Origin of the sequence: Deinococcus sp. (assembly GCF_030523985.1) — a bacterium.
Taxonomy (GTDB): domain Bacteria; phylum Deinococcota; class Deinococci; order Deinococcales; family Deinococcaceae; genus Deinococcus.
On the sequence record NZ_JAUNHK010000035.1, the window covers coordinates 1 to 24,943 of the forward strand.

The following is a 24,943-nucleotide window of genomic DNA, read 5'->3' on the forward strand; positions in this document are numbered from 1 at the left end:
CGGTGCTCAACGAGGTCGCCTACGCCCGCAGGCGACGGCTGGCCCGCAGCAGGGAATGAGGGCCGGATTCGCAGGGCAAGCCGGAAGCCGAGCGCCCGTTTAGCGCCACCGCTCCGGCAAGCTGAAGCGTCCTTCCTCCCCTGGCACGAAATCCAGTACCTCGGTCACGGCGTCCAGATTGAGGGGGCCGTACAGGTGCGGAAAATGCAGGCTGCCCGGTTCGTATTCCTCGTAGTGCAGCGGCGCGGTCAGTCGGGACGGGTCAACCACCAGCAGCACCAATCCAGGCTGACCCAGAAAAAGCGCGTTGGCAATGGAAAGCAGTTGCTCCGGCGTCGGCTCGGAAAAGTGGATAAACCCTTGCTTGTCCAGTGAAGGATGACGGTCTTCGCCCGCCCGCTGCGCCGCGTTCCAGTCGTCCCGCGTGGTGATGTGGGTGACGGTCTTCACGCCTGCCGCGCCAGCCATTCGGCAGCGATAGGCCAGAGCACCTGCGACCCACGCTTGAAAAAGCCCATGTGCCCGATGCTGCCTAACCCATGTTCGGCGGGAATCAGGGTGCGCTTCTCGGCACGTGGGGCCAGTCCCGAAAAGACCCGCAGCATGTCGTCCACGTTGGCATTGACGGCAATTTCATCGTCGCTGGCGTTGAGCCACAGACTGGGAATATCCAGCGTGTCGTAGCAGTGCTCCTGCACCTCGCGCCCGAAGCCCGTTTCGACGTAGCCGCGCCCCAGACACCACCGCGCCCATTGCGCTCCGGCTTCACGCGGGAGCGGGCCACCCATGCCGACCAAGTCGGTACGCGAAACACCCGTCAGCGCGTTGGACAGGGGAATGATGACCCGCATGAACAGTTCGGCCCTGGGGCGATAACTGGCGGGCATGTTGGCGATGCGCCCTGACGAGCCCGCCACCGCCAGCAGCGAGGAAAGCCGCGCCGCATTCGGCATCAGCCCCGGCAATTGCCCGCCCGCGCTGTGGCCTATCAGGTGAGAGGTGGCCTGCGGAAACTGGCGGGTCAGTTCGTCCAGCGCAGCAGAGAGGTCATTCGTGCCCCAACTCACCAGCGACGCGGGACAGTCCCTGAGCCTCCCCGTCAGCGAGTCCCCCACGCCCTGAAAGTCAAAACTCAGGACGCCGTAGCCCTCGCCCACCAGATATTCGGCAAAGGCATGATAGAAGCGGCGGCCTATACCCGTGGCAGGCGCAATCAGCACCGCTTTTTTTGGCGGCTGAGACGGCATGTACAGGCTGGCGGCGAGGCCATGACCTGCGGGCGTGGCGATGCGGAGGGTGGTGGGCATAGGGTCAGTATTTCAGGAGGGGACGCTTCCCACAGACGCCCCTGACTCCACCATTTGACACGCCATTATTGATAATCTATTCTCAATAGGTGAAAAGATTGATGATGCTCCTCCCAGCCACTGTTTTGGCTTCCTGCAACACTGCGCCAAAGACTCCTGCGCCTGCGGCAACGACGACCACCGAAGCCGCACCGACCTTCCCCAACCTGTCGGGCACTTGGAAGATGGAGATTTTCAGCAGGGCCCAGGAACGCGATATGGGCACCCCCAACCTCGCCGGAACGCTCACGCTGAAGTCTGAGAAGCCCGAACAGGTCAGCGGGCAATACGTCGCCACGGTTCGCGACGACCAGTTCAAGGCCAACCCCAACGATGCGCGCCGCTTGACCTACAAGGTGGATTCCGGCTTCTGGAGCGCCAGCAAGCAGTGGCAAAGCGACCAGCAGACTTGGTACACCAACGAGCAACTTTCTTTTACCCTGCGCCCCACCCAGCTTGAAATCGGCGGCGTCGCGCAGGAAGAAGGCTTTCCCATCAATCTGCAATGCAGAATCTTCACCAAGAGCCGCGTAGAAAAGCCGACCTCTGGCAAGGAAACCTATGTGCTGACCTGCGTGACCGAGGACAAGCAGCTCAAGCTGGACGCCTGGGTAGAAAAGCAGTAATACGCCTCAGAGAGAAGAAGGACAGCCCCCTCGTCGGAAAGCCGTCCTTCTTCTTTAGGTCTGACTCGGCACGGCGTCCACACCCACCCACAGTTGCCGCCCCACCCGCTCCCGACCTGCCGCTGCTGCCGTTCGCAAAGCTGCATGATTGCTGCTGTGAATGGTGCCGTGCAGCGCGTCCCCTGGTTGCGAGTGCGGCAGGAGACAGTGCGCCAGATGCCACTGGACCACCCGCCCCAGCCCTTGCCCCCGCGCTTGGGCGTATAAAAACATCTCCTGCACCACGAAGCCGCGCAGCCCGAAGGCCGTGTCACGGTAGACAGCAGCCAGACCAGAGCGCACGCCATCCAGCCAGACTTCGAAGGCAAGGCCCGCTTGCACGGTATCGGTCAAATCCTCCTGAGCAGCAGCGTCGGCATACTCGGCGTGCTGTGGGTTTTGGGCGTGCAGGTCGGCATATTCACGGGCGTATTCGGGATAAAAGTCCAGATTGGGAGCGGGCCGCAAGCTGAGGCGCTCGGCGTGCTGGGGCTGCGGCTGCTTCGCCATCTCTGCCACCAATCCCGCCACCACCGAAAAGTCCCAGTAGGAGCCAGCGGGCAGCCGTTCCAGTGCCATTTCTTGCCCTTCGGGAATCCAGAACCGCACATGCTGGGGCGCGAACGCCGCGTAACGGGCCGCCAGTTGCTGTGCGATCTGTACAGCTTCGGCCTCACCCCTGGGCGGCTGGGTTAGGGCCACCGCGTCTACAAACGGGCGCGAAGTGTCGCCGCCGCGAATGCGAATGCCCGTGAGCGCCTGCCCGCCACCCACCAGCGTCCAGAGGTGGTTGAGGTACTCGGCGGGGTCGGAGACAATGGGCCAGTAATTCTGATAGCCCGCTGCAAATTCGCTGTCGTTGAGGCGTTCTAGCTCGGGGCGCAACGACTCGCGCCAATTGGCCTGGGCTTCGGCGTAGGTCAGCCAGTCGGGGCGGCGGTGGCTTAAGACATCAACAAAACGTTCCGCGCTGGGCGGCAAAACAACATCTGACAAGGCAGTTCTCCTGAGACAAAGAGGGCGTTGGGGCTAGAGCGGGCAAAAACTTGAGTCGCCATAGGCAACCTCCTTGTGACTGGGAGAAAGGCCGCGAGATGAGGCCGTAGGGGGAAAGTATACGTGATGCCGATTACTGAATAAGCGCAGAACGCGGAACGCTTAAACGCCGAGGCCACTTATAAAAAGGCGTTTTGACGTTTCCACGTTTGACCTTCCCACAACCGAGATTTAAGGCTCTACCCGCCAGCGCAGCCGCGCAAACTCTCCGTACTGGCGGGCCTCGACTAGTCGCAGCCGAGGCCACAGCACTTCACGCGGAAGCACGGGCGCACCGCCCGCAAGGGCGACGGGAGCCACGTCCAGCACGAGTTCATCCAGCGCCCCCGCCGCCAAAAATTGCCCTGCGAGGTCGCCACCGCCCTGAATCCAGACCGTGCCGCTTGCCGCCGCCTCCGTAATGGTGAGCAGATGTTCGGCAACGGGGCCGCGCAGAATCTGAACATTTGCGCCCTGTGGCGTGGGCAGCGGGCGAGTGCTGAACACGAACACAGGCTTTTCCCCGAAAAATTGCTGCCACTTGTGCGGCTGGGCCAGCAATTCTTCGTGCTGGAGCAGCCATTCGTAGGTGTGCGACCCCATCACCAGCGCCGTGTACTGAGGCGTGGGCGCGGCGTTTTGGTCGTGCGGGACGGCAAACAGCCAGTCTAGCGAGTGCTGCGGGTCAGCCAGAAAGCCGTTGAGCGTGACAGCGGTGGCGTAGATGAAGGGCATAGGAAGCCATTTTCCCACATATTGATGTGGTATTTTTTCCACATGAAAACGGTGCAGATGACACTGGATGAGGCGCTGCTTTCGGCGGTAGACGAGGCCGCTGCGGTGGGCGGTGAAACCCGCAGTGCCTTTATTCGGGCTGCGCTGCACGCCGAACTCAAGCGCCGCCGCGCCCTGATGGCTGAGGAAGCGCACCGCCAGAGCTACCTGTCTGGTCCCGAAGCCGACGCCCCTATGCCCAAGCGCCGCGCCTGGGGCGAGTAATGCCGCAGCCCAGACGCGGCGACATCTACTGGTGCGAACTGGACAAACCGCGCCCCGTCGTTATCCTGACCAGAGACGCGCTGATTGCCCACCTGCACAGCGTCACCGTGGCCCCGTTGACCACGCGGGTACGCGGCATTGCCTCGCAGGTGATGCTGGAAACCTTTGACGGCGTACCCGAACGCAGCGCCATTTCGCTGGACAACATTCAGACGGTGTACAAGGAAGATTTGGGCGAGTTCATCACGTCGCTGTCCACCTTCCGCCTGAAAGAGTTGGAGCGGGCAGCGCTATTTGCATTGGAGTTGGACAAGTTCGGGGAGTAACGGCTAGAAGTCCAAACTCTCGGGCGGCTCATTTTGCCGAGTGTTGCGGTTGGCCCACCACGCCTGCCATTCAGCTTTCAGATTGTTGGGCAGATCGTTGCGGTTCAGGTTGGCAGCAGCGTCTTCTACCACAGGCGCAAGACTGCCCGTATAGAAATCAATCAAGGGTGGCGTTGACCATAGCGTCCCCGCCCACTGCTGTCCCGTCGCAAAGGCCATCAATGCCAGAATGCGCTGCACAATGCTAAGCCCCTGCTGTGTACTGTCATCCTGCATTCTGAGTTGCGCGGGGAGATGCGGCAACAAATCAGCCAGCGCCGCGTCGTAAGCTGCCAAAGTTTCGGTATCCAAATACGGCTTGAGGTGAGGTTCAAACCGTGGCCTAGACTGCTCAATTGCGACCAAATTGGAGAGCATTAGCCAGTGATTCAACTGGGGAAACCGCGCCACTACCTCACACAGCACGGGCACGGCGACATAAGTGGCGGGGTAAATGTCGCCCTGATGCCAGATTTGCGCCCAGATGCGTTCATGCAAGGGAATCTGTTCGCCTTCGTAATAGCCTGGTTCGGGCGGCCAATCGTAATCTCCTGGCCCTTCCACCAGAATCCGCTCCAGGTACTCGGGCAACTGCGGGTCGCCGTAGCAACTCTGCCTTAGCAATTCCAACTGGCGCGGCGTGAACGTCATACGCCACCCAGTCTACCTTTTCCCTTACGCCCATAGCGTAAAATAACCCTTATGCTCAAGGTCAAGTCCGAATTCTCGCCGTCTGGTGACCAACCCACCGCCATCGCCTCGCTTGTAGACGGTCTGGAGAGCGGACTGAGGTTTCAAACCTTGCTGGGGGCGACGGGCACGGGCAAGACCTACTCCATGGCGAAAGTCATTGAGCAAACCCAGCGCCCCGCCCTCATCATGGCCCCCAATAAAATCCTGACGGCGCAACTGGCCTCTGAGTTCCGCGAGTTTTTCCCCGATGCCGCCGTGGAATTCTTCATCAGCTACTACGACTACTACCAGCCCGAAGCCTACGTCCCTGGCAAAGACCTCTTTATTGAAAAGGACGCCAGCGTCAATCAGGAAATTGAGCGGTTGCGCCACTCCACCACCCGCAGCTTGCTGACCCGCCGCGACACGATTGTGGTGGCGTCGGTGTCGTGCATCTACGGTCTGGGCGACCCCAAGGAATACACCGCGCTCAATGCGATTGTGAAAAAGGGCGGTTCCATGCCCCGTGACGAACTGCTGGGAAGGCTGGTCAACATGCAGTACGAGCGCAACGACATTGAGCTGATGCCTGGGCGTTTTTCGGTCAAGGGCGAAACGGTCACGGTCTGGCCTGCCTACGACGAGCAGCCCCTCCGCATAGAACTGTGGGGCGACGATGTGGAGCGCATCAGCGTGGTGCATCCGCTGACGGGCGAGCGCTTGGGCGACCTGGACGCCACGGTGGTTTATCCCGCCAAGCACTACGTCTCCAGCGCAGGCAACATCGAGCGGGCCATCGTGACCATTCAGCAGGAACTGGACGAGCGGCTGGAATATTTCAAGTCGGTGGGCAAGTTGCTGGAGGCGCAGCGGCTCAAGGAGCGCACCCTCTACGACCTGGAGATGCTGAAGGTCTTGGGCTACTGCTCGGGCATTGAAAACTACTCGCGCCACATTGACGGGCGCGCCGCAGGAGCCACGCCGTACACCATGCTGGACTACTTCCCCGACGACTTTGTGACCTTTATTGACGAGTCGCATGTGACGGTGCCGCAAATCGGCGGGATGGCGAACGGGGACAGGGCCAGAAAGCAAACGCTGGTGGATTACGGCTTTCGCTTGCCGAGCGCGATGGACAACCGCCCGCTGAACTTCGACGAATTCATGTCCAAGACGGGCCAGACCGTGTTTGTGAGCGCCACCCCTGGGCCGTTCGAGCGCGAGCATTCCGACAGCGTGGCTGACCAGATTATCCGCCCCACGGGACTGATTGACCCCGAAGTGACCATCCGCCCCATCACAGGCCAGATTGAAGACCTGCTGGGCCGTGTGCGCGAGCGGGCCGCCATTGGCGAAAGAACGTTGGTCACGACGCTGACCAAGCGCATGTCGGAAGACCTGACCGAGTATCTGCTGGAAAAAGGCGTCAAGGCGCGGTACATGCACTCGGACATTGATTCGGTAGAGCGTCAGGTGATTATTCGCGACCTGCGGCTGGGGCATTACGACGTGCTGGTGGGCATCAACCTGCTGCGCGAAGGTTTGGATTTGCCCGAAGTGTCGCTGGTGGCGATTCTGGACGCCGACAAACCAGGCTTTCTGCGCTCGGAACGCGCCCTGATTCAGACCATCGGACGCGCCGCCCGCAATGTCAACGGCGAGGTGATTTTGTACGCCGACAGCATTACGCCCGCGATGCAGTACGCGATGGACGAGACCGCCCGCCGCCGCGAGAAGCAACTGGCCTACAACGCCGAGCACGGTATCACCCCGCGCACCGTGATTAAGGGCGTGCGCGACGTGATTCGCGGCGAGGAAGTCGAGGGCGAAATCAGCAGCGAGAACGTGGGCGACGACCGCGACGCACTGACCGCGCAACTGACCGACCTCGAACTCGAAATGTGGCAGGCCAGCGAGGACTTGGACTTTGAAAGAGCCGCCAGCCTGCGCGACCAGATTCGGGCCATTGAAGCCAAGTTGCAGGGCAAGGAATTCAAGCAGGCCACGGTGCCAGGGCAGAAGGTGCGCCGGAAGGGACGGCGGTGACCGAGTTGCCGACTTTCCCGGCGTTTCGCCTGACTTCCATGGGCGGGGCCGAACGCACGGAGAAAGTGGCGGCCGAGGAACCTCTCGAACTGCGCCTCTGCCTGCCGGACGGCCCTTTGACCCTGGCCGTATTGATGCGAACCCCTGGTGACGACGCTGCCCTTTTGCGGGGTTGGCTGGTGTCGGAAGGGGTGCTGCCGGAAACGTTCGACCTCCTGCCAGACGAAGAAAACCCGAACCTCTGGTACTTGCACACGCCCGAATCCGAGAAGGTGGCAGGGGCAGCGCGACTGGCCGTATCGTCGAGCGCGTGTGGCGTTTGCGGTACAGGCAGCATTGAACGGCTGTCGCTCCGGGTAGGGGCACCGAGTTGGACGGCAGGCCTCCTTGCTCCCGAACTGATCTATGCCCTTCCCGACAGACTCTTGCAGGGGCAAAAAGCCTTCCGCGACACAGGCGGAACACATGGCGCGGCGCTCTTTTCGGCGGCGGGCGACCTGCTGAGCGCCGCCGAGGACGTAGGCCGCCACAACGCTGTAGACAAGGTGGTGGGCACCCTGTTCGGCAGCTTGCCGCTGAGCAACCATATCCTCTGCGTCAGCAGCCGCGCCGGGTTCGAAATCGTTCAGAAGGCCATCAGCGCAGGGATAGCCGTGGTGGTCAGCGTGGGGGCACCTACCAGCCTCGCCATAGATACGGCGCAGGTCTTCGGCGTCACCCTATGCGCTTTTACGCGCGAGGGACGCACCACCGTTTACAGCGGCATGGAGCGGCTTGGGGGGCGGGCGAAAGATGGTGTCGCCGACCGAAATGGCGACAGGGCACACCCCTGAACAGCAGATTCCACAAGAAGTCCAGTGTTCAGGGGCGGCGGCAAGTTGAGTTTTGGCACGAGCTTCAGGAAGCCTCAGCCGTGGGCTTCCCGCTCCTCGTTGGCCTCGCGTAAGCCAGCGCCCAGCCCTTTCAGAACCCCGAAGAGGGCACCGAGCGCGAGTTGGACGTCACGGTCCATCAACATTTTCGGCACTTCCAGTGGGCTGACTTTGGTGCCGTGTGCCGCAGCCAGGGCGCCTTGCTCGGCGGCGCTACTGACGCCCTGGGCAAACTGACGAATGTCGGCAGGGTGAAGGTTGCCCAGCATGCGGGCCAGTTCGATGACGGTACGCATGCCCAGCAGCACTTGGTCACTGCCCAGCGTTTTGAGCGCCCCCTCGGCCAAGCCTTCTCCACCACGCACCAGCTTGATGAGGAGTTCCAGTACGCCGTGCTCGTGCAGTTCGCGCAGCAGGGCCAAGCTCTCGGTCAAAGCTTCGGCAGAGTCGTGGGTGGCCGTGTCGAGTTGCTCCTGCGGCGTGGGCAGTCGGGGGGTGAATTCTATGGGTTTTGCCATGTGGGTTCTCCAGCACTGGATGAGAAGCGGTGGTCTGCACTCGGTCTGTGGGCCGTGCGCGGTGAGGCGTGAGCAGAGAAGGAGCCGGGGCGCTCCGTCACGCCCCACCTTGCACGGGGCTCAATCGTCCCCGCTCGCGCCGTGGGTTTCGCCGACCGTCCCCGGCATCCGGTACCCGGGCTGCGCCCACTTCTTCTGCACTTCCACACCCATCTGCGGCGTGGGGGTGTACCAGCGCGGATTGCTGCGCGGCATCGGGTTGTCCCCCACCTCGCCCAGCACTTCCATGCGAACACTGGTGTCCTTGTAGGCGGGCGTGTGCGTCACGCTGTCGTGGTTCAGGCCCGTCAGGTGGTTCACGGTATCGAGGTACTTGCGGGCGTTCATCGGCACGTACACTTCCTTGCCAGTCACGCGGCTGGTGACGAGCACCCGCACCCGCACCGCTCCGTCGGGGCTGACCAGGCGCACCCAACTGCCGTCTTGTACGCCCCGTTCGGCTGCCAGTTCGGGGCTGACTTCCACGAAGGCGTCGGGCGCCTTGCTGGTCACTCCGGCACTGCGGAAAGTCATGTTTCCCTCGTGGAAGTGTTCCAGCATCCGCCCGTTGTTCAGGTGCAGGTCGTACTCGGCGGTGGGCGGACGCTGCCGGGGCTGGAACTCGGCGGGGTAGAGGCGGGCCTTGCCGTCGGGGAAATTGAAGCCGCCCAGGTACAGCAGCGGCGTATCGGTGCCGTCGGGAGCCACCGGCCAGCACAGCGACTTGTAGCCCTCCAGCCGCTCGTAGTTGACCCCGGCGTAGATGGGCGAGACGCGGGCGATTTCGTCCATGATTTCGCTGGGGTGAGAATAATTCCAGTCGGCCCCCATGCGGCGGGCCACCTCGGTGTAAATTTGCCAGTCGGGCTTGGTGCCTTTCAGGCCGGGCATCACCTGATACAGACGCTGAATGCGGCGCTCGGTGTTGGTGAATGTCCCTTCTTTTTCCAGGCTGGCCGCACCGGGCAAAATCACGTCGGCGTAGCGGCAGGTGTTGCTGAAGGTCAGTTCCTGCACCACCACGAATTCCATCGCCTCGAAGCCGCTGGACATGTGGTTGGAGTTGGCGTCGGTCAGGCTCATTTCCTCGCCCGTGACCCAGATGGCCTTGAGTTTGCCCTCAAGCGACGCGCCCACCATCTGCGTGTTGTCCAGGCCGCGTTCGGGGCGCAAGGTGATGCCCCACTCGCGCTGGAATCGCTCCACGACTTCGGGATTTTTGACGGGCTGGTAGCCGGTGGTCAGGTCAGGCATCGTGCCCATGTCGGCGGCGCCCTGCACGTTGTTGTGACCGCGCAGCGGGTAGGCACCTGCGCCGGGCTTGCCGTAGTTGCCGGTAATCAGCAGCAGGTTGCTGATGGCGGTGCTGGTTTCGCTGCCGCCGCACTGCTGCGTCACGCCCATCGCCCAGGTGATGCACAGACCGTTCTTGACGGCGGCAATCCGGCGGGCCAAGTCTTCGAGTTGCGCTTCCGAGAGGCCGGTTTGCTCGGCGGCGTAGGGCAGGGTGTACTGCTCCAGGCTGCGGCGGAAGTCGTCCAGCCCGGTGGTTTTCTCGGCAATGAACTTCTCGTCGGCCAGGCCGTTATCCAGAATGAACTTGCTGACGGCGTTAAGCCAAATAAAGTCGCTGCCGGGTGCCGGGCGCAAGAAAAGGTCGGCGCGGCGGGCCATTTCGTGTTCGCGCAGGTCCACCACAATCAGCTTTTGCCCGCGCAGTTTGTGGGCGCGTTTGATACGGGTGGCGAGCACTGGGTGGCTCTCGGCGGTGTTGGTGCCGATGCCCAGCACCATCTCGGCCTTTTCCAAATCCCTGATGGTGCCTGCGTCGCCGCCGTAGCCGACCGTGCGGAACAGGCCAGCGGTGGCGGGTGACTGGCAGTAGCGCGAGCAGTTGTCCACGTTGTTGGTGCCGATGACCTGCCGGGCGAACTTCTGCACCAGGTAGGCTTCCTCGTTGGTGCCCTTGCTCGACGCCACGAAGGCCAGCGCGTCGGGGCCGTACTGGGCGCGGATTTCGCTGAAGCGGCGGGCCACCAGGTCCAGGGCTTCGTCCCAGCTCGCCTCGCGGAAGCGGTCGCCCTCGCGGATGAGCGGCGAGGTCAGGCGTCCACTGTCGTTGACATAGTCCCAGGCGAACTTGCCCTTGACGCAGGTCGAAATCCCGTTGACCGGGCCTTCTTGCGGCTCCACCTTCAGAATCTGGCGGTCCTTGGTCCACACGTCGAACGAGCAGCCCACACCACAGTAGGTGCAGACGGTCTTGGTCTTGCTGATATAGCCGTCACGCACCCGCGCTTCGACCTCCGACACGGCCATAATCGCCTGCAGGCCCGTGCTGGCTTCGACTCCCTTCACCACGTCCACAGCGGCATTCCACACCGGGAGCGGCAGGTCGGTCATCAGGCCCGCTTCGCCCAGCATGGTGGTTTCCATCAACGCGTTGCAGGGGCACACCGTCACGCAGTGGCCGCAGCTGACGCAACTGCTTTCGTTGATGGGCTTGCCGCCGTCCCACAGCACGCGGGGGTTGTCCGAGGTCCAGTCGATGCTCAGCGTTTCGTTGACCTGCACGTTCTGGCACGCCTGTACGCAGCGGCCACACAAAATGCACTGGTCAGGGTCGTAACGGTAAAAGGGGTTGGTGAAGTCCTTCTCGTACCCTTTGGGACGGTAAGGGTGCTCCTGATGGTCGGGTTTGAGCAGCCCCAGCGTGTTGTGCAGGGTGCAGTTGTGGTTGTTGTTGTCGCAGATGGTGCAGTAGAAGTCGTGGCGGCCCATCAGGCGGTCATAGCCTTCGCGCTGCGCGGCATCTGCCCTTTCCACCGACGTTTTGACGTTCTGGCCCGCAGCGACGGGCGTGGTGCAGGAGCGCACCAGTTCGCCGTCAACCTCCATGATGCAGGTGTCGCACGTTCCGATCGGCCCCATCTGCGGGTGATAACAGACCTGCGCCAGCTGGGTGCCGGAGCGGTTGATAACGTCAATCAGCGGTTCACCCAGCTTTGCCTCGTAGTGGCCGCCGTCCACCGTCACCGTGGTGGGTGCGCCGTAGGTGGGCCGCAGCGGGCCGGGGGGGTAGTGGAAATCGTGGGCGGGCTGGTCGGGCGGGGTAGGGAAATCAGCCATGGAAAATCACCTCGAAAGAAGAAGGATGTCTGGATTCAGGAAGCGTCAGTCGAAGGGAAATGGAGCCGCCTGCACGGAAGGAGGCGGACCGATGTTCAGAGCGTCGCCGATTTTGACGAAGTAGGGGTCGCCCGCACAGTCCTGGCACAGCAGCCGTCCGCCACGCTGGACTTCGCGTTCGTTGACGATTTCCTCGCCGCACTCCTGACAGACCACCCGTTTGCCCGGCAGGCTGATGAGGGCGGCAAGGTCTAGGTTTAGTTGCACGCGAGCGGCGTCGAACAGGAGGTCATCGGGCCACTGCCGGTACGCGTCCAGATAGGCCTGATAGCGTTTCTGGCCTTCCGGTCGTCCGTCCCGCACCCGCTGGCGCAGGTCGGTCTGCGGCGAGACACGCACGGCCCGGCCCGTCTTGACTTCGACAAAAGTCGCCGCCACCTTGCCGTGGTCGACCAGGCGCATGGTGCGCCGTCCCAGCCAGCAGCCGCTCGCCACCGAAACGCCATCGGCGTAGCACCCGTCGGTTTCGACAAAGACCAGGACCGCCTTGTCGGTTCGCGGGAACTCCAGACCCAGAATCCGGCCCGCCAGCAACGCCGAGCGCACGCCCAGTACCTGCCGGGGGCAAAGGTGGCCGTGCAGTGCGGCACTCTGCTCCAGCAGTCGGTCCAAGCCAGAAACGCTCGCCATAGGGGAATTAATAGCGGTTTTCCTCGCCCTTTGCCGCTTCATGTTCCAGCTTCTGCGCCTCGGTGCTTTGGGTCGCGCCGTGTTCAGGGCCGTGGGCGTCGGCATTGTGGGGGCCAGGATTGGTGGCGTCGGCGGTGCCGGTCGAAGTGGTGGGGTGGTCCTCCGGCGCCTCTTGCGAGGCAGAGTTGACCGCAATGCGGCCCGTGGTCGTTGTGGCAGGAGTGGTCGCGGTGGTTCTGTCCTCAGTCATAGTTTTCCTCCTCACCTCGTGCCCAATAGGGTGTCTGACGGCGTACGACTCGGCCCAGGGCCACCGCGCCTTACCTCTGCTCTGCCGCCCGGCGCGGACGGTAGGCGAACCAGTACACGCCAGCCACCAACAGCGCCCCGACCAGGTTGCCCAGGTACACCGTGACCCAGTTGCCCAGTAGCTTCCCGACACTGACCTGCCGCTCCAAAACACTGATGAGCATCATGGTGTTACCAGTAAACAGTTCTGCCCCCGCCACCAGCACCAGCATCAGGCCCGTGGGAAACACTATCCCGGCCACCATTTTTCCCAGGCCGTAGGTCTCGGGGTTGCCCAACAAGTTGAAGGCCGCCATGTTGGAACCTTCGGCGGCAAAAGCAATGAAAGCCCCGGCCAGAATGACCAGCACGAAGCTGGTCGCCGGGCTGAGTGCAGCCTTGTGGTTCATGACCTGTACGGCAGTTTCGGGAAGCTGAGCGGGAGGAATGAAGCCGGGTTGAGTCATGGTGAGGTCTCCTTGATGTCAGGTTGGGGACCGCAATACGAGTCTTCAGACAGAGGCTCTCGATTGATTGCAACTGTACTCCCCGTTCTGTCCCGCCTCCGTCATCTCAGGATTTCCAACAAACTGTCACCTAAATTAGGGTGAGCATTTCAAAAGCCGCATTTTTCCTGGCACACTGTCTGGGCGCGACTACAGCAGCGTTTCAGTTCGGCTGTGAACCGAACACGTGCCACAGGCCCGATCCTGGCGAAGAACCCTGACTCGACCGGCGAATAAGCCTCAGCGCAAGCGTTTGAGGGTGCAGGTGCCGTCGCTCACTGTCTTCAACTGGGTAAGGATTTGCTGACGCGACAGGTCTGTACCCTTGCTCGCCAGATTGAATCGCTGGGAGTTCCAGTCGGCGGTACCCCGCAGGAAATACCCCTCGGAAACGGCAGTTTCGGCTTTCCAGAGGGTGAAGCACTGCACCTGATTGATGCCCGCCAGAGTCGCGTCTAAAGCGCCGACTGAAGGCGTCAGCGTCAGCCAGCCCCCGGAAAACAAGTCTTGCACGTTGTAGAACTGGATTTCCGGAGCGTTCCGAACTTCAGGCGCAGGCGGGACTGGGTTGGTCAGGTGCAGGGTGGTGCGCGTGCTCAGACCATCCTTGCCCATCAAAGTCAGTTCCCAGAGTTGCCCGGTGGCGAGGTCTGTAGCCCCACCCGCCAGAGCAGAAGCCGACAACAGCAGCGCGAGAAGAACTGGCATTTTGTTCATAGTCGCATTCTATGCCTTTCCTGCCGCATTCTTCCCAATACTGCGCTGACCCCTCGCCCCTACCGTGGGGGCATGTCATCCAACCAGAAAGGCGCGGGTATCGTCTACGGCATAGTTTTCGGACTGATTGCCGGAATGATGTTGAATAACCTGCCGATTGGCCTCCTCGTTGGCGTCGTCCTGGGTGCGGTCTGGGACGCCTACAACGCCAGGAAATAGACTGGGGATCAACAGAAAAACCCGCCCAGGTCAGGCGGGTTCTTGCTGCCGATCCGGCTCAGTCGAGCGGGGACAGGTTACACGTGCCGACATCTACCCCAGCGTCCTCGAAGGCTGCCCGAAGGTCATCGTTCGTTTCGGGGAAGCCTTCGCTGTCGTCAAGTTGCCCAAGCTGCTCGCTGATGCTGTCCATGTCACCAGAAAGCAGCACGCCGTCCATGACGCCCTCTTCCTCATCCGCGTAGCCGATGCAGACTTGCATATCGGTGCCATCGGTCAGGCCCGTCATCATGTCGGCCACGAACACCAGCCCCGTTTCCACGTCGTAGCTCAGCGGCCCGAGGTCGGTGGTGAAGTCCCAGCCGTCGTCCCACTCGGGGATTTCCTCGTCGATCATCAGTTCGCGTTCGAGGTCCTCGCCGCCTGCCGTCGTGCCTTCCAGCAGCCAGGACTGGCCGGGCTGGAACAGCAGGTCGTCGGGGAAAACGGGGGCCGCAGGCGCAGCCGGCTGGGTCACGGCGGGCGTGGGCGCAGGCGCGGGAGCCGGCGCCGGCTTGGGCGCGGCGGGGGTGACGGGCTTGGGGGCCGGAGCCACCGGAGCAGGAGTCGGGCGCGGAGCCGGACGGGGGCCAGCACCACCAGCGAAGGCAGCGGGGGCAAGGGTCAGGAGGGCCGCAGTGATCAGAAGGTGGCGCATGAATCACGTCCTTGATGAGAGAGGGCGAAACCGTTTGGGGACTTTTTCACTTTAGCGCCATTTGACCCTCATGTGCCTTGATCAAACCGAGAGGTCTCGGCCCTCGGGTTCGCCCTCCACTTCCTGATGCTGCCGGGGCAAAAGCAGGTTCGCCACGATGCCCACCAGCGCCGCCAGCGCCATGCCATGCAGTTCCAACGAGGTGCCGCCGACCTTGAGCGGAAAGCTCGCGCCGCCCAGTCCCAGCACCAGAATCAGTGACACGATAATCAGGTTGCGGCTGTGGGCAAAGTCGATTTTGGCTTCGGCGAGGGTGCGAATGCCCACTGAGGCGATCATGCCGAACAGCAGAATGCTCACGCCGCCCAGCACGCCCTGGGGCAGGCTCCTCAGCACCGCCGCCAGCTTGGGCGAGCAGCCGAAGAGGATGGCGAACACCGCGCCTATCTGAATCACGCGGGGGTCGTACACGCGGGTCAGGGCCAGCACGCCCGTGTTTTCGGCGTAGGTGGTGGCGGCGGGGCCACCCATCACGGCGCTGCTCATGTTGGCGATGCCGTCGGCAAACAGGGTGCGCGAGAGGCCGGGTTTTTCCAGAAAGTTCTTGCCGACCACCCGCCCGTTGACCACCACGTCACCCACATGCTCGATGAAGGTCACGACCGCGACGGGCGCGATGATGGCGACCGCCCGCCAGTCCAGCGCGGGGCCGTGAAAGTCGGGCAGGCCCAGCAGCGGCGCGGCGGCGATAGCGTCGAGGGCGTCGGGGGCAATCTGGCCCGTCAGCAGCGCCACCAGATAGCCCGTGACCACCCCGACCAGAATGGGAATCATGCGAAACAGGCCGCGCCCGTAGATGCTGGCGACCACCGCTGCCAGCAACGTCGCCAGCGCCAGCCACCAGTTGTTTTTGGCCTGATTCACCGCCACGCTGCTCAGGCCCAGGCCGATGACGATGATGACCGGGCCAGTCACCACGGGCGGAAACACCCGCAGCAGCCGCTCGGTGCCGAACAGTTTGACCAGCCCGGAAAAGAGCAGGTACATGGCCCCCGCCGCCATCAGACCGCCTGCCGCTGCCGCTGGCCCCATTTCCTTGACGACCAGCGCGGTCGGCGCAATAAACGCGAACGAACTGCCCAGGAAAATCGGCACCTGCCCCCGCGTCAGCAGGTGAAACAGCAGGGTGGCGACCCCGGCCCCGAACAGTGCCACCGAGGGCGAGAGGCCCACCAGAATCGGCACCAGCACGGTGGCCCCGAACATGGCAATCGAGTGCTGCAAGCCCAGCACCACGCGGCGGGTGGGCGGAAGGTCGGTAGCAGGCGGCACAGTACGGGTCATATGAGAAAGTTTAACGTCCCTGGCAGCCCTTCCCCCACTGCGCCCGACCCTCTACCCTCTACTCCATGAATGCCAAAGGCGACCTGATTGCCCGCCTCGTTTCCCTGGGACTGGGCGCACCCACCTTCGAGGCCGAGGCGCACGGCCCTGCCCACGAACGCACCTTTCACGTCAAGGTCTGGGCGGGTGGGCAGGTGCTGGCGAGTGCCGAGGGCCGCACCAAGAAGGACGCCGAACGCCTCGCCGCCGAACTCGCGCTGCGCGGCCTGGACGGGGAAACGGCCCCTGCCCCTCTCGCCGCTGCCGCCCAGAGTGAGGCCCAGGTCTGGCCCATCTACGCGCAGGTGCTGGCCGAAGCGGTGGAGGCCGCGATGGAATTTGCCCGCGAGGACGCCACGCTGGACGACGTGCGCCGCGACGCCGGGCGCTTTTACCGCGAGTTGCTGTCTGACCTGGGCCACGGCCCGGACGAAGCGTGAAACCGCTGACCCCGGCGGGCGTGCTGTTCGACATGGACGGCGTGCTGACCGCCAACAACCACTTTCACCGCCTCGCCTGGAAGGAAGTGGCGGCGGAGTGGCTGGGCCTGAACCTGACCGAACACGACCTGGACACCAAAGTGGACGGCGGGCGCAACCCCGAAATCGTGGAGCGGCTGACCGGACGGGTGCCCGACGCCGAGTGGATGCAGCGGTTTCATGAGGCCAAGGAGGGCCGTTACCGTGACCTCGCCGCCGGAGTGCTGCGCGAAGTCGCGGGCCTGAGCGGGTATCTGGACGCGCTGGACGCACGCGGCATCCCCTTTGCCCTGGTGACCAGCGCCGACCGCACCAACGTGAAATTCGGCATGGCGCAACTGGGCTTCGGCCCGCGCTTTGGGCGCCGGGTGACGAGCGAAGAGGTCCAGAACGGCAAGCCCCACCCCGAACCGTACCTGTTGGGCGCCGAGCGGCTGGGCCTGGACCCCGCCCGCTGCCTCGCCCACGAAGATGCCGTCAGTGGCGTAAAAAGCGCGGCGGCGGCAGGCTGCACGGTCATCGCCCTGACGACCACGGCTCCGGCCCCGGCACTGCTGGATGCGGGCGCGGCCCTGGCGGTTCCCGATTTCACGGGCTGGCGCGAATGGCTGGCCTAAGCCCATGAAGGGAGCCGACGCCGAAGCCCGCGCCGCCGCGCACCTGGCGGGACTGGGGCGCGAGATTCTGGCCCGCAATTACCGCATTCCCGGCGGAGAAATAGACATCGTGAGCCGCGAGGTGGACGGCACGCTGGTTTTTACCGAGGTCAGGCAGCGCAGGGGCAGTAGCCACGGCAGCGCCGCCGAGAGTGTCACCCCACGTAAACTGGCGCTGATGTGGCGGGCCGCCCAGACCTACCTCGTGCGCGAGTGCGGGCGCGACGACCTCCCCTGCCGTCTGGAAGTCCTGACGATAGACGGAGCAGCGGCGACGGGTGAACTGCGGGTGATGGCGGTGGAGGGGTAGGACATCTTTTCTCCCACAAGGGGCGAGGGAGGGAGGAGCGCAGCGACGGAAGGGTGAGGGGGCGTGCAAACCAACATGCCACTTCCCCTCAGCCTTCTCCAGCATCCATCACCTCTCCCCCCGCCGCCGTAGGGCCAGCGCCAGCAGGAAAATGGCGGTGTTGACCAGCACAATTGTCGCGCCGGGGGCCGTGTCCAGGTAATAGCTGGCGTACAGCCCCCCCACGCCGCCCAGAATGCCCAGCGCGGCAGACAGCAGCATCATGCTAGGCAAGCTGCGCGAGTGCAGGCGGGCGGCGGCACTCGACGTAATCAGCAGGCTGACGCTGAGGGTGGTGCCGACCAGTTGCACCGTCAGCACGATGACCAGCCCGATCAAGACGAGCAGCAGGTTATTGAGCAGGTTGACGGGCAGGCCCACCGTCCGCGCCTCGGTGGGGTCGAAGCTGGCGAGCAGCAGCTCTTTTTGGATAGCCAGCAGCAGCCCCCCCACGCCCAGGGTGATGCCCAGCGCGTTCCAGAGGTCGGCGGGGGTCACACCCAGCGGATTGCCAATCAGGAAGTTGCTGAGGTCGGACGTAAAGGTGGGCGCACGCGACAGCAGCACAATCCCCAGCGCGAACATACCCACGAACACGATGCCGATGGCGCTGTCCTGCTTCAGCCCGCTGCGCCGCCCGATAAAGCCGATGCTCAGGGCGGTCAGCACCGAGGCCGCCGCCGCGCCGAGCAGCAGATTGCCCTTCAGCAAAAAGGCCGCCACGATACCCGGCAGCACCGCATGGCTCATGGCGTCCCCGATATAACTCAGGCCGCGCAGCACCACCCACGCGCCAATCAGCGCACACAGAATGCTGACCAGCCCCACCGCCAGCAGCGCCCGAACGAAAAAGTCGTATTGCAGGGGGTCTAGCAGCCAGTGCATGAAATCCCCCTTTCGGTGGAGGGAAGAGGGCAGAGAGTTAAGGGCAAAAAAACCCTCTCCCCTCTTCCCTCCACTCTCCGCCCTCTACTACACATGCACGCCCCCACCCGTAAACGTCGCTTCGATGTTACGCGGCGTGTACACGTCGGCGGGTGTGCCGTCGGCAATCACGCGGCGGTTGATGAGGACGATGCGGTCACACCAGCGCCGGGCCTGTTCCAGGTCGTGCGTCACCATCACCACGGCGCGGCCCTTGTCGGCCTGGGCGCGGAGCAGTTCCATCAGTTGCTGCTGCGTGGTCACGTCTACCCCGGTCAGCGGCTCGTCCAGCAGCAGCAGGTGGCCCTCACGCGCCAGCATTCGCGCCAGCAGCACGCGCTGCCGTTGCCCGCCCGACAATGCCCCGATGTGGCGGGAACGCAAGTCGTAGACCCCGGTTTCACGCAGGGCGTCCGCGACAATCTGGCGGTCTCTGGCCCCAGGCCAGCGCCCCCAGCCCAGCCGCCCGGTACGGCCCATCATGGCAGTGTCCCAGACGGTCACGGGAAAGGCCCAGTCCAGCGTCTGCTGCTGCGGCACATACGACAGGCAAGAGCGGGCGCTGTGGCCGGGGTCGAAGGTGACTTGCCCGTCGTAGTCGGTGAGCAGCCCCGCCAGCGCCCGCAGCAGCGTGCTTTTGCCCGCACCGTTGGGGCCGATGATGCCCGTGAACTGCCCCGCCTCGAAGCGCAGGGTGGCGTCTGCCAGGGCCACTTGCGACCCGTAGCGCACGGTTAAATGTTCTACCCCCAGCACCGGGGCATGCTAGCAGAGCGGGGGCGGGCTGTTGCGAATGGAAAATCAAGAAGGTGGGCATTCGAGCGGACCAGAATTTGGACGGCCCGGCGGCCCGGTATCCTGCGGCATGTCGCTTCGCCTCCTGGCTGCCGCCCTCGTCTGCGCGGGACTCAGCAGTTGTGCGCCCGCCGCTTATCTGGCGCAGGCGGCGCGGGGACAGGCCGAGTTGCTCAGCGCCGCCAGACCGCTTGAAGCTGTGCTGCAAAATCCCGCGCTCCCGCAGGACACGCGCCGCAAGCTGACCCTGGCGGCTCAGGCCCGCGCCTTCGCCACCTCGCTGGGGCTGCCCGACTCGCCCGCTTTTCGCACTTACGCTGACCTGGGGCGGCCTTTTCTGGTCTGGAACGTGTTTAGCGCTCCAGCCTTCGGTACCCAGCTTCAGACTTCCTGCTTTCCTATAGCGGGCTGCGTGGGCTACCGGGGCTATTTTCGGCAAACCGACGCCCTGGCCTACGCCGAGCAGCGCCGCGCCCTGGGCGAAGACGTGTACGTGGGTGGCGTCAAGGCGTACAGCACCCTGGGCCACCTGCCCGACCCGCTGACTTCCGCCATGCTGAGCTATCCTGACAGCGTGCTGATTCGCACCGTGCTGCACGAACTGGCGCACGCCAGCCTGTATGCCCCTGGCGACACGGCCTTCAACGAGTCGTATGCGGTCACGGTGGAAAACGAGGGAATGCGCCGCTATCTGGCCCAGTTCGGCACGCCCGAACTCCGCGAGGAAGACGCCCAACTGGAAGCCCGCGCCGCTGCCTTTGAAACCCTGGTTCTAGAGGCCCAACGCGACCTGGCGCAGCTTTACGCTTCGGGGTTGCCCGATACCGAGCGACTCAGCCGCAAGGCCGAGCGCCTAACCCGCCTCGGAGAGAGCCTGAGCGCCCTGAATGCCGACTGGCGCGGGTATTCGCCGCTCAAAACCGACTGGAACAACGCCTCGCTGGGCGCGATTGCCGCCTATGCCGAACTGGTGCCCGATTTCGAGGCATTGCTGGCGCGTCAAGGCGGCGACCTGAACGCCTTTATGCGGGCGGCGCGGGCCTGTGGGGGGCTGGGTCAGCAGGCACGGCGAACGTGTTTGAAGGGACCATGAGCGACGAACGTCACAGTTGACATGCGGCGCTACGCGGTTGCCTCACGGCCCCTAGCTCAAAGCCCGAACAGCCCAGGCATCCGCCCCAGCGCCAGCGCCTTGTGGTCCAGGCGCGACAGGGCCGCCTGCGCCACTTGCTGACACGGCGCGTCGGCCTCGGCGCGGTAGACCTCCAGCGTGATGCGGCGATGGGTCATGGTGTGGCCTACTGTTCCCAGGAGCGGGCCAGGGGTGGCGTTCAGGCGGGCGCACAAGCGGGCCAGCGCCTCGGCAGGGGGTTCATTTTCCCCCAGCACCTCACTCGGCAGACCGCTCAGACCGCCCAGCAGCGTCCCGTCCCGCTTTTCCAGCACCGCGCAATCGGGCGTGCCGATCAGCAGGGCCACCGCCCGCACTTCGCGCACGGCGGCACGGACTTTGGGGGCGGGGTAGTCGGTGGGACGACCCAGCGCCAGCGCCGCGCAATGGGCACGAACGGGGCAACGGTCACAGGTGGGCGCTTTGGGGGTGCAGACCGTCGCCCCCAAGTCCATCAACGCCTCGTTCCAGGCGGCGGGGCGCTCGGGGGCCAGCAGCGCATCGGCCTGGGCCTGCACCCATTTCTCAGAGGGTTGAGCCTCGGCCAACAGGCGCGACAGCACGCGGCGCACGTTGCCGTCGTTGACCGCTCTGGGTTCGTTGAGGCTCAGGCTGCTGACGGCGGCGGCGGTGTACGGCCCCACGCCGGGAAGCGCCAGCCACCCGTCGTAGGTCTGGGGCCAGCCCTGCGCCACGACCAGCCCCGCCGCACGGTGCAGGTTGCGGGCGCGGGCATAGTAGCCGCAGCCTTCCCAGGCTTTGAGTACGGCGTCTTGCGGCGCGGCGGCGAGGGCCTCTACCGTCGGAAAAGTGTCCAGAAACCGCTGGTAGTAGTGCAGCCCCCGCGAAACCTGCGTCTGTTGCAGCAAAATTTCTGCCACCCAGACGCGGTAAGGGTCGCGCCCGCCCTCTGGCCCCTGTCGCCAGGGCAGGTCGCGGCCCGCATGGTCGAACCAGCGCAGCAAGTTGCGCCGCAGGGCAGAAAAATCAGGAAGTTGCCGCGTCATGCCGGGCAGTGTAAAGGGCTGAGCGTGGAGGGGCGTTCAGGGTTCGAGCAGCACCGGGGCCGGAGCCGAAGTTGTGTGGGCCGGAGTCGTCTGGGCCGCAGCCTGGGCACCGGGCGAGCGCAGGCGGCGGCGCACCCCCTGGGCGTAGTCTGCCAGGTCAGCCAGCAGGTCGGTGACGCTGCTGCGCAGCAAAAACTGATGGTCGGGCAGCAGCGTCACCGCCAGGAACGGCGGGCGCGACAGGGTTTCGAGCACCGACTGCATGTCGTTCAGGCTGACTCCGTTGCCGAGGCGCTGGGCCAGTTCGGTCAGGCTCAGGACAGTCTGGGCCGGTTGCTGCGCCAGGGTCAGCAGGACATAGGTGAAGGCGCCGCGCTGGGCGAGGTGGGCGCTGACGAGTTCCGCGACGCTCGCCGCACTCTCCAGATTGATGTCCCCCGAACGCCAGTAGCCGCGCAGGTCGAGGGCGCCCAGCGGCGCGAGGCGGGCATGTTCGGTCAGCGACACCAGTGCCTCGCGGGTCAGGCGCGGCACGCCGGGGGCGCGGTTTTCCTCGGGGGTCACCAGGGCGCGGTGGTCGTCGCTGCCGTCCCACTCCGGGTAGGTGGTCGCCATCGGCTCGGTCGCCAGCAGCACGGTGTAGCTGTACTGCGGCCCCAGGTCGGCAGACAGGCGCATCAGCCCGTGCCCCAGCAGGGTCAGGCGGTATCCGGTCAGGCGGGCAAATTCGGCAATCTGGTCTTCCAGCACGCCGGGTGCCATACGCGAGGTGGCGCGGTCGCTGCGGGCGTCCGGCTCGGGGGTCGGTGCAGCCTCGGTTGCGGCTGCCTCGGCCCCAGGGGTTTCGCCTCCCGCTTTTTCGGTGTTGACCCGCTCGGCCCGCTCACGTTCGGCCCGGTCACGCTCAGCACGGTCACGCTCGGCCCGTTCGCGGCTGCCGAAGGCGGGCAGGGGCGCGGGCAACGTCAATTCCTGGCGGCCCGCCTGCGGCACCTGCGGCGCAAAGGCAGGAGCAATCGGCTTGAGGCTGGGCGCGGGGATTTCCTCAGGGCGGCGCTCCTCGCCCAGGCCTGACAGGTTGCGCCCGCCCCCTCCGCTCGGCCCACTGCGGCGGCGGGCCTGAAGGTTGCTCTGGCCCTGGCTGCTGGCCTGGGCACGCACTTCGCGCACCGAGGGCGACGCCTCGCGGCGGGTCTGGGTGTCTTCACGCTCGTTACGGGCGGAAGCGGGCCTGCGGGTCTGCCGGGCGCGGGGGGTGCTGTAGGGCTTGACGACGGCACCGACCTCGTAGCGGCCCGGCGCGACGGGGGTAATCACCAGCACGTCGTTCACGCTGAGGTTGTGGTCGTGGTACAGCTCGCCCAGGCCCAGCACGCGCATCTGGTCACGGTCAATCTGGGCGCTGTATTCCTTGCCCCGGTCATCCACGAACTGTGCCGTGCCGCTCTCGGGAAAGTAGAACTCGTTGAACTTGAGCAGGCGCATGCTCCCGTCTTGCAGGCAGGAGCGGGTCAGGATGTAACGGGTCGGGTTCACGCGGGCTGTCCTCCAGGGAGAAGAAACGGGCGACTGGCCCAGAATTCTTCGGGGGTGTTCCATCGGGCGCGGGGCGTCACGTCAGTCATTGTTCCGCCTGCGACTTCTCATGCTCACAGTTTGCCAGATCAGCAGCGGGAAGTGAGCGCCCCCGGCCCTCCGCTTTATGCTGGTGGGCATGACCGATGCCAGCACCACCGTTCTCGAACGTTACTACGCCGCTTTCAACGCGGGCGACTGGGAAACAATGCTCTCCCTCCTCACCGACGACGTGCGCCACGACATCAACGAGGGGCCGACCCAGCAGGGCAAAGACGCCTTCCGGCAGTTTCTGGCCCGCATGGACGCCCACTACCGCGAGCAGGCACGCGACCTGGTGGTGATGGTGTCACCGGACGGTCAGCGGGCCGCCGCCGAATTCGTCATCGAGGGCGAGTACCTTCAGACCGACGAAGGGCTGCCCGCCGCGCAGGGCCAGCGCTACACCCTGCCGGTCGGAGCCTTTTTCGAGTTGCGCGGAGGCCAGATTGCCCGCGTGACCAACTACTACAACCTGGCGGACTGGACCCGGCAGGTGGGCGGCTGAGTGGCGACGGGGAGCCTGACGGTAAAGCCGGTCACGGGCGACGAACTGCGGGCGGCCCTGCCCGACCTCGCCCGGCTGCGGATGGCCGTGTTCCGGGAATTTCCCTACCTGTACGCGGGGAGCCTGGACTACGAACAGCACTACCTCGAAACCTATGTGCAGGCTCCGGGCGCATTCGTGGCCCTCGCCCGCGACGGTGAGCGGGTGGTGGGCGCGAGCACCACACTGCCGCTGACCCAGGAAACCGCCGAATTGCGTCGCCCCTTCGAGCAAAGCGAAGAGTTCGACGTGAGCGAGGTGCTGTATTTCGGGGAAAGCGTGCTGCTGCCCGAGTACCGGGGCCGGGGGCTGGGGCACGCCTTTTTCGACCAGCGCGAAGGGTATGCCCAGCAGTTGGGGCTGCCCGTCACGGCCTTCTGCGCCGTGCAGCGCCCGGACGACCACCCGGCGCGGCCCACACCCTACCGCGACCTGCACGCTTTCTGGCGGGCGCGGGGCTACGCCGAGCGACCCGACCTCCACACCACGCTCTCCTGGCAGGACATCGGGGAGCAGGCCGAAACGCCCAAGCCGATGCGTTTCTGGGTGCGGCGCACAGGCGGTTGAAGCCAAACCTGCGCCTTCAGCCCATCTGCTCTCTGCCATCAGCCATCTGCACCACCGGGAGCCGTTATGGTAAGCGGCATGGTCACCGCAATCGTGATGGTTCAGGCCGAACGCCACCAGATTCAGGAAACCGCCGAGGCCCTTGCCGCCGTGCCCAGCGTGCGCGAGGTCTACTCGGTCACGGGCGAGTGGGACATCGTCGCCATCGTCAAACTTTCCGAGTACGACCGTCTGGACGACGTGGTGACGGGGCACCTGCGCAAAATTGGGGGCATCTTGCGTACCCAGACGATGCTGGCCTTCCGCACCTACAACGAGGACATTCTCGACCAGGGCTTCGGTGTGGGGCTGGACGAAAGTCAGGTGGGGTGAGGGTGACGGCTTGGGGGGTGTGAGGGTGAGGGCTTTGGCTTAAGCTCTTGGCCCCAACCCCAAACCCCTATCCCCGGGGGGGACAGGGGCTTTTACGCTGGCGCTGTGCAAATGGCGGTCAGTTCGCTGGCCTGACGGTGTTTCTCGGTTTCACGGGGTCTAGACGCTGCTGTTTTCCGATTCGTGTGCGGCCCGTGCGCTTCGCGCCCGACGGCCCCTTGAATTCTGCGTTTCACGGTTTTTTGGGGCGGTGTCGCCAGAGGGCTTGACAGGGGG

At 64.5% G+C, this 24,943-nt stretch carries 30 protein-coding genes; 13 read left to right on the plus strand and 17 right to left on the minus strand.

What is annotated here, in order from left to right; translation table 11 throughout:
* Window positions 1-99 precede the first annotated feature (99 nt).
* Together Q4C89_RS07015 and Q4C89_RS07020 are read right to left on the minus strand one after the other, a co-directional pair.
* Window positions 100-450 carry a DUF952 domain-containing protein gene (locus tag Q4C89_RS07015; RefSeq protein ID WP_303101894.1) on the minus strand — a complete coding sequence of 117 codons (351 nt, stop codon included), beginning with the start codon at window positions 448-450 and terminating at the stop codon, window positions 100-102.
* The gene (locus Q4C89_RS07020; protein ID WP_303101895.1) at window positions 447-1,307 is read right to left on the minus strand and encodes an alpha/beta fold hydrolase; all 861 of its coding nucleotides are present in this window, start codon (window positions 1,305-1,307) and stop codon (window positions 447-449) included. The genes Q4C89_RS07015 and Q4C89_RS07020 overlap by 4 nt, the downstream gene beginning before the upstream one ends.
* Before the next feature lie 101 nt (window positions 1,308-1,408).
* Between Q4C89_RS07020 and Q4C89_RS07025 the strand changes: the two genes are divergently transcribed.
* Window positions 1,409-1,972 carry a hypothetical protein gene (locus Q4C89_RS07025; RefSeq protein WP_303101896.1) on the plus strand — a complete coding sequence of 188 codons (564 nt, stop codon included), beginning with the start codon at window positions 1,409-1,411 and terminating at the stop codon, window positions 1,970-1,972.
* 54 nt (window positions 1,973-2,026) lie between these two features.
* Here Q4C89_RS07025 and Q4C89_RS07030 read toward each other — a convergent pair whose 3' ends face one another.
* Both Q4C89_RS07030 and Q4C89_RS07035 read right to left on the minus strand, forming a co-directional pair.
* Entirely contained in the window at window positions 2,027-3,007 is a 981-nt protein-coding gene (locus Q4C89_RS07030; protein ID WP_303101897.1) for a hypothetical protein, read from the minus strand.
* Window positions 3,008-3,238: 231 nt separating this feature from the next.
* Window positions 3,239-3,781 carry a dihydrofolate reductase family protein gene (locus Q4C89_RS07035; protein ID WP_303101898.1) on the minus strand — a complete coding sequence of 181 codons (543 nt, stop codon included), beginning with the start codon at window positions 3,779-3,781 and terminating at the stop codon, window positions 3,239-3,241.
* Window positions 3,782-3,823: 42 nt separating this feature from the next.
* On the opposite strand from Q4C89_RS07035, the gene Q4C89_RS07040 reads away from it, so the two are divergent.
* Both Q4C89_RS07040 and Q4C89_RS07045 read left to right on the plus strand, forming a co-directional pair.
* Window positions 3,824-4,045, plus strand: a complete 222-nt coding sequence (locus Q4C89_RS07040) for a ribbon-helix-helix protein, CopG family (protein ID WP_303101899.1) — start codon at window positions 3,824-3,826, stop codon at window positions 4,043-4,045.
* Window positions 4,045-4,371, plus strand: a complete 327-nt coding sequence (locus Q4C89_RS07045; protein ID WP_303101900.1) for a type II toxin-antitoxin system PemK/MazF family toxin — start codon at window positions 4,045-4,047, stop codon at window positions 4,369-4,371. The genes Q4C89_RS07040 and Q4C89_RS07045 overlap by 1 nt, the downstream gene beginning before the upstream one ends.
* 3 nt (window positions 4,372-4,374) lie before the next feature.
* On the opposite strand, the gene Q4C89_RS07050 is transcribed toward Q4C89_RS07045, so the two are convergent.
* Entirely contained in the window at window positions 4,375-5,061 is a 687-nt protein-coding gene (locus Q4C89_RS07050) for a hypothetical protein (protein ID WP_303101901.1), read from the minus strand.
* 51 nt (window positions 5,062-5,112) lie between these two features.
* On the opposite strand from Q4C89_RS07050, the gene uvrB reads away from it, so the two are divergent.
* Together uvrB and Q4C89_RS07060 are read left to right on the plus strand one after the other, a co-directional pair.
* Window positions 5,113-7,128, plus strand: coding sequence for an excinuclease ABC subunit UvrB (gene uvrB, locus Q4C89_RS07055; RefSeq protein WP_303101902.1), 2,016 nt, complete (start codon window positions 5,113-5,115; stop codon window positions 7,126-7,128).
* Window positions 7,129-7,166: 38 nt separating this feature from the next.
* Window positions 7,167-7,961, plus strand: coding sequence for a formate dehydrogenase accessory sulfurtransferase FdhD (locus Q4C89_RS07060; RefSeq protein ID WP_303101903.1), 795 nt, complete (start codon window positions 7,167-7,169; stop codon window positions 7,959-7,961).
* A gap of 74 nt (window positions 7,962-8,035) precedes the next feature.
* Here the strand turns inward: Q4C89_RS07060 and Q4C89_RS07065 are convergent, their stop codons facing one another.
* The 6 genes from Q4C89_RS07065 to Q4C89_RS07090 form a co-directional block, all read right to left on the minus strand.
* Window positions 8,036-8,518: a DUF1641 domain-containing protein gene (locus Q4C89_RS07065; RefSeq protein ID WP_303101904.1), complete on the minus strand. Its 483-nt coding sequence runs from the start codon at window positions 8,516-8,518 to the stop codon at window positions 8,036-8,038.
* Between the two features lie 120 nt (window positions 8,519-8,638).
* On the minus strand, window positions 8,639-11,686 hold the full coding sequence (fdhF, locus tag Q4C89_RS07070) for a formate dehydrogenase subunit alpha (RefSeq protein WP_303101905.1): 3,048 nt from the start codon (window positions 11,684-11,686) through the stop codon (window positions 8,639-8,641).
* A gap of 45 nt (window positions 11,687-11,731) precedes the next feature.
* Entirely contained in the window at window positions 11,732-12,376 is a 645-nt protein-coding gene (locus Q4C89_RS07075) for an FmdE family protein (protein ID WP_303101906.1), read from the minus strand.
* Window positions 12,377-12,383: 7 nt separating this feature from the next.
* Complete coding sequence (locus Q4C89_RS07080) at window positions 12,384-12,626, minus strand: hypothetical protein (protein ID WP_303101907.1); 243 nt, start codon at window positions 12,624-12,626, stop codon at window positions 12,384-12,386.
* Window positions 12,627-12,696: 70 nt separating this feature from the next.
* Window positions 12,697-13,131, minus strand: coding sequence for a formate/nitrite transporter family protein (locus tag Q4C89_RS07085; protein ID WP_303101908.1), 435 nt, complete (start codon window positions 13,129-13,131; stop codon window positions 12,697-12,699).
* A gap of 279 nt (window positions 13,132-13,410) precedes the next feature.
* Entirely contained in the window at window positions 13,411-13,887 is a 477-nt protein-coding gene (locus Q4C89_RS07090) for a hypothetical protein (RefSeq protein WP_303101909.1), read from the minus strand.
* A gap of 72 nt (window positions 13,888-13,959) precedes the next feature.
* On the opposite strand from Q4C89_RS07090, the gene Q4C89_RS07095 reads away from it, so the two are divergent.
* On the plus strand, window positions 13,960-14,106 hold the full coding sequence (locus tag Q4C89_RS07095; protein ID WP_303101910.1) for a hypothetical protein: 147 nt from the start codon (window positions 13,960-13,962) through the stop codon (window positions 14,104-14,106).
* A gap of 58 nt (window positions 14,107-14,164) precedes the next feature.
* Here the strand turns inward: Q4C89_RS07095 and Q4C89_RS07100 are convergent, their stop codons facing one another.
* Both Q4C89_RS07100 and Q4C89_RS07105 read right to left on the minus strand, forming a co-directional pair.
* Window positions 14,165-14,803, minus strand: a complete 639-nt coding sequence (locus tag Q4C89_RS07100) for a hypothetical protein (RefSeq protein WP_303101911.1) — start codon at window positions 14,801-14,803, stop codon at window positions 14,165-14,167.
* A gap of 81 nt (window positions 14,804-14,884) precedes the next feature.
* Window positions 14,885-16,147 (minus strand): uracil-xanthine permease family protein, encoded by a 1,263-nt coding sequence (locus Q4C89_RS07105; protein WP_303101912.1) that lies wholly within the window; start codon window positions 16,145-16,147, stop codon window positions 14,885-14,887.
* 65 nt (window positions 16,148-16,212) lie between these two features.
* Here Q4C89_RS07105 and Q4C89_RS07110 point away from each other — a divergent pair, with 65 nt between their 5' ends.
* The 3 genes from Q4C89_RS07110 to Q4C89_RS07120 are packed head-to-tail and all read left to right on the plus strand — an operon-like array spanning window position 16,213 to window position 17,631.
* Window positions 16,213-16,626 (plus strand): putative dsRNA-binding protein, encoded by a 414-nt coding sequence (locus tag Q4C89_RS07110; protein ID WP_303101913.1) that lies wholly within the window; start codon window positions 16,213-16,215, stop codon window positions 16,624-16,626.
* Window positions 16,623-17,282 (plus strand): HAD family hydrolase, encoded by a 660-nt coding sequence (locus tag Q4C89_RS07115; RefSeq protein WP_368493217.1) that lies wholly within the window; start codon window positions 16,623-16,625, stop codon window positions 17,280-17,282. Before Q4C89_RS07110 ends, Q4C89_RS07115 begins: the two co-directional genes overlap by 4 nt.
* Window positions 17,283-17,286: 4 nt before the next feature.
* A complete protein-coding gene (locus Q4C89_RS07120) occupies window positions 17,287-17,631 on the plus strand; it encodes a YraN family protein (protein ID WP_303101914.1) in 345 nt (114 codons plus the stop codon).
* A 108-nt stretch (window positions 17,632-17,739) separates the two neighbouring features.
* Here Q4C89_RS07120 and Q4C89_RS07125 read toward each other — a convergent pair whose 3' ends face one another.
* Window positions 17,740-18,555 (minus strand): metal ABC transporter permease, encoded by an 816-nt coding sequence (locus Q4C89_RS07125; RefSeq protein WP_303101915.1) that lies wholly within the window; start codon window positions 18,553-18,555, stop codon window positions 17,740-17,742.
* Between the two features lie 87 nt (window positions 18,556-18,642).
* On the minus strand, window positions 18,643-19,350 hold the full coding sequence (locus Q4C89_RS07130) for a metal ABC transporter ATP-binding protein (RefSeq protein WP_303101916.1): 708 nt from the start codon (window positions 19,348-19,350) through the stop codon (window positions 18,643-18,645).
* 109 nt (window positions 19,351-19,459) lie between these two features.
* On the opposite strand from Q4C89_RS07130, the gene Q4C89_RS07135 reads away from it, so the two are divergent.
* On the plus strand, window positions 19,460-20,482 hold the full coding sequence (locus Q4C89_RS07135; protein WP_303101917.1) for an aminopeptidase: 1,023 nt from the start codon (window positions 19,460-19,462) through the stop codon (window positions 20,480-20,482).
* Window positions 20,483-20,538: 56 nt separating this feature from the next.
* Here Q4C89_RS07135 and mutY read toward each other — a convergent pair whose 3' ends face one another.
* Together mutY and Q4C89_RS07145 are read right to left on the minus strand one after the other, a co-directional pair.
* Window positions 20,539-21,567, minus strand: a complete 1,029-nt coding sequence (gene mutY, locus Q4C89_RS07140; RefSeq protein WP_303101918.1) for an A/G-specific adenine glycosylase — start codon at window positions 21,565-21,567, stop codon at window positions 20,539-20,541.
* Window positions 21,568-21,603: 36 nt separating this feature from the next.
* Window positions 21,604-23,103, minus strand: a complete 1,500-nt coding sequence (locus tag Q4C89_RS07145) for a hypothetical protein (RefSeq protein WP_303101919.1) — start codon at window positions 23,101-23,103, stop codon at window positions 21,604-21,606.
* Between the two features lie 178 nt (window positions 23,104-23,281).
* Between Q4C89_RS07145 and Q4C89_RS07150 the strand changes: the two genes are divergently transcribed.
* The 3 genes from Q4C89_RS07150 to Q4C89_RS07160 all read left to right on the plus strand — a co-directional run bounded on the left by Q4C89_RS07150 (window position 23,282) and on the right by Q4C89_RS07160 (window position 24,667).
* Window positions 23,282-23,689 (plus strand): ketosteroid isomerase-related protein, encoded by a 408-nt coding sequence (locus Q4C89_RS07150; RefSeq protein ID WP_303101920.1) that lies wholly within the window; start codon window positions 23,282-23,284, stop codon window positions 23,687-23,689.
* Complete coding sequence (locus Q4C89_RS07155) at window positions 23,690-24,295, plus strand: GNAT family N-acetyltransferase (protein WP_303101921.1); 606 nt, start codon at window positions 23,690-23,692, stop codon at window positions 24,293-24,295.
* 78 nt (window positions 24,296-24,373) lie between these two features.
* Entirely contained in the window at window positions 24,374-24,667 is a 294-nt protein-coding gene (locus Q4C89_RS07160; RefSeq protein WP_303101922.1) for an Lrp/AsnC family transcriptional regulator, read from the plus strand.
* Window positions 24,668-24,943: the final 276 nt, after the last annotated feature.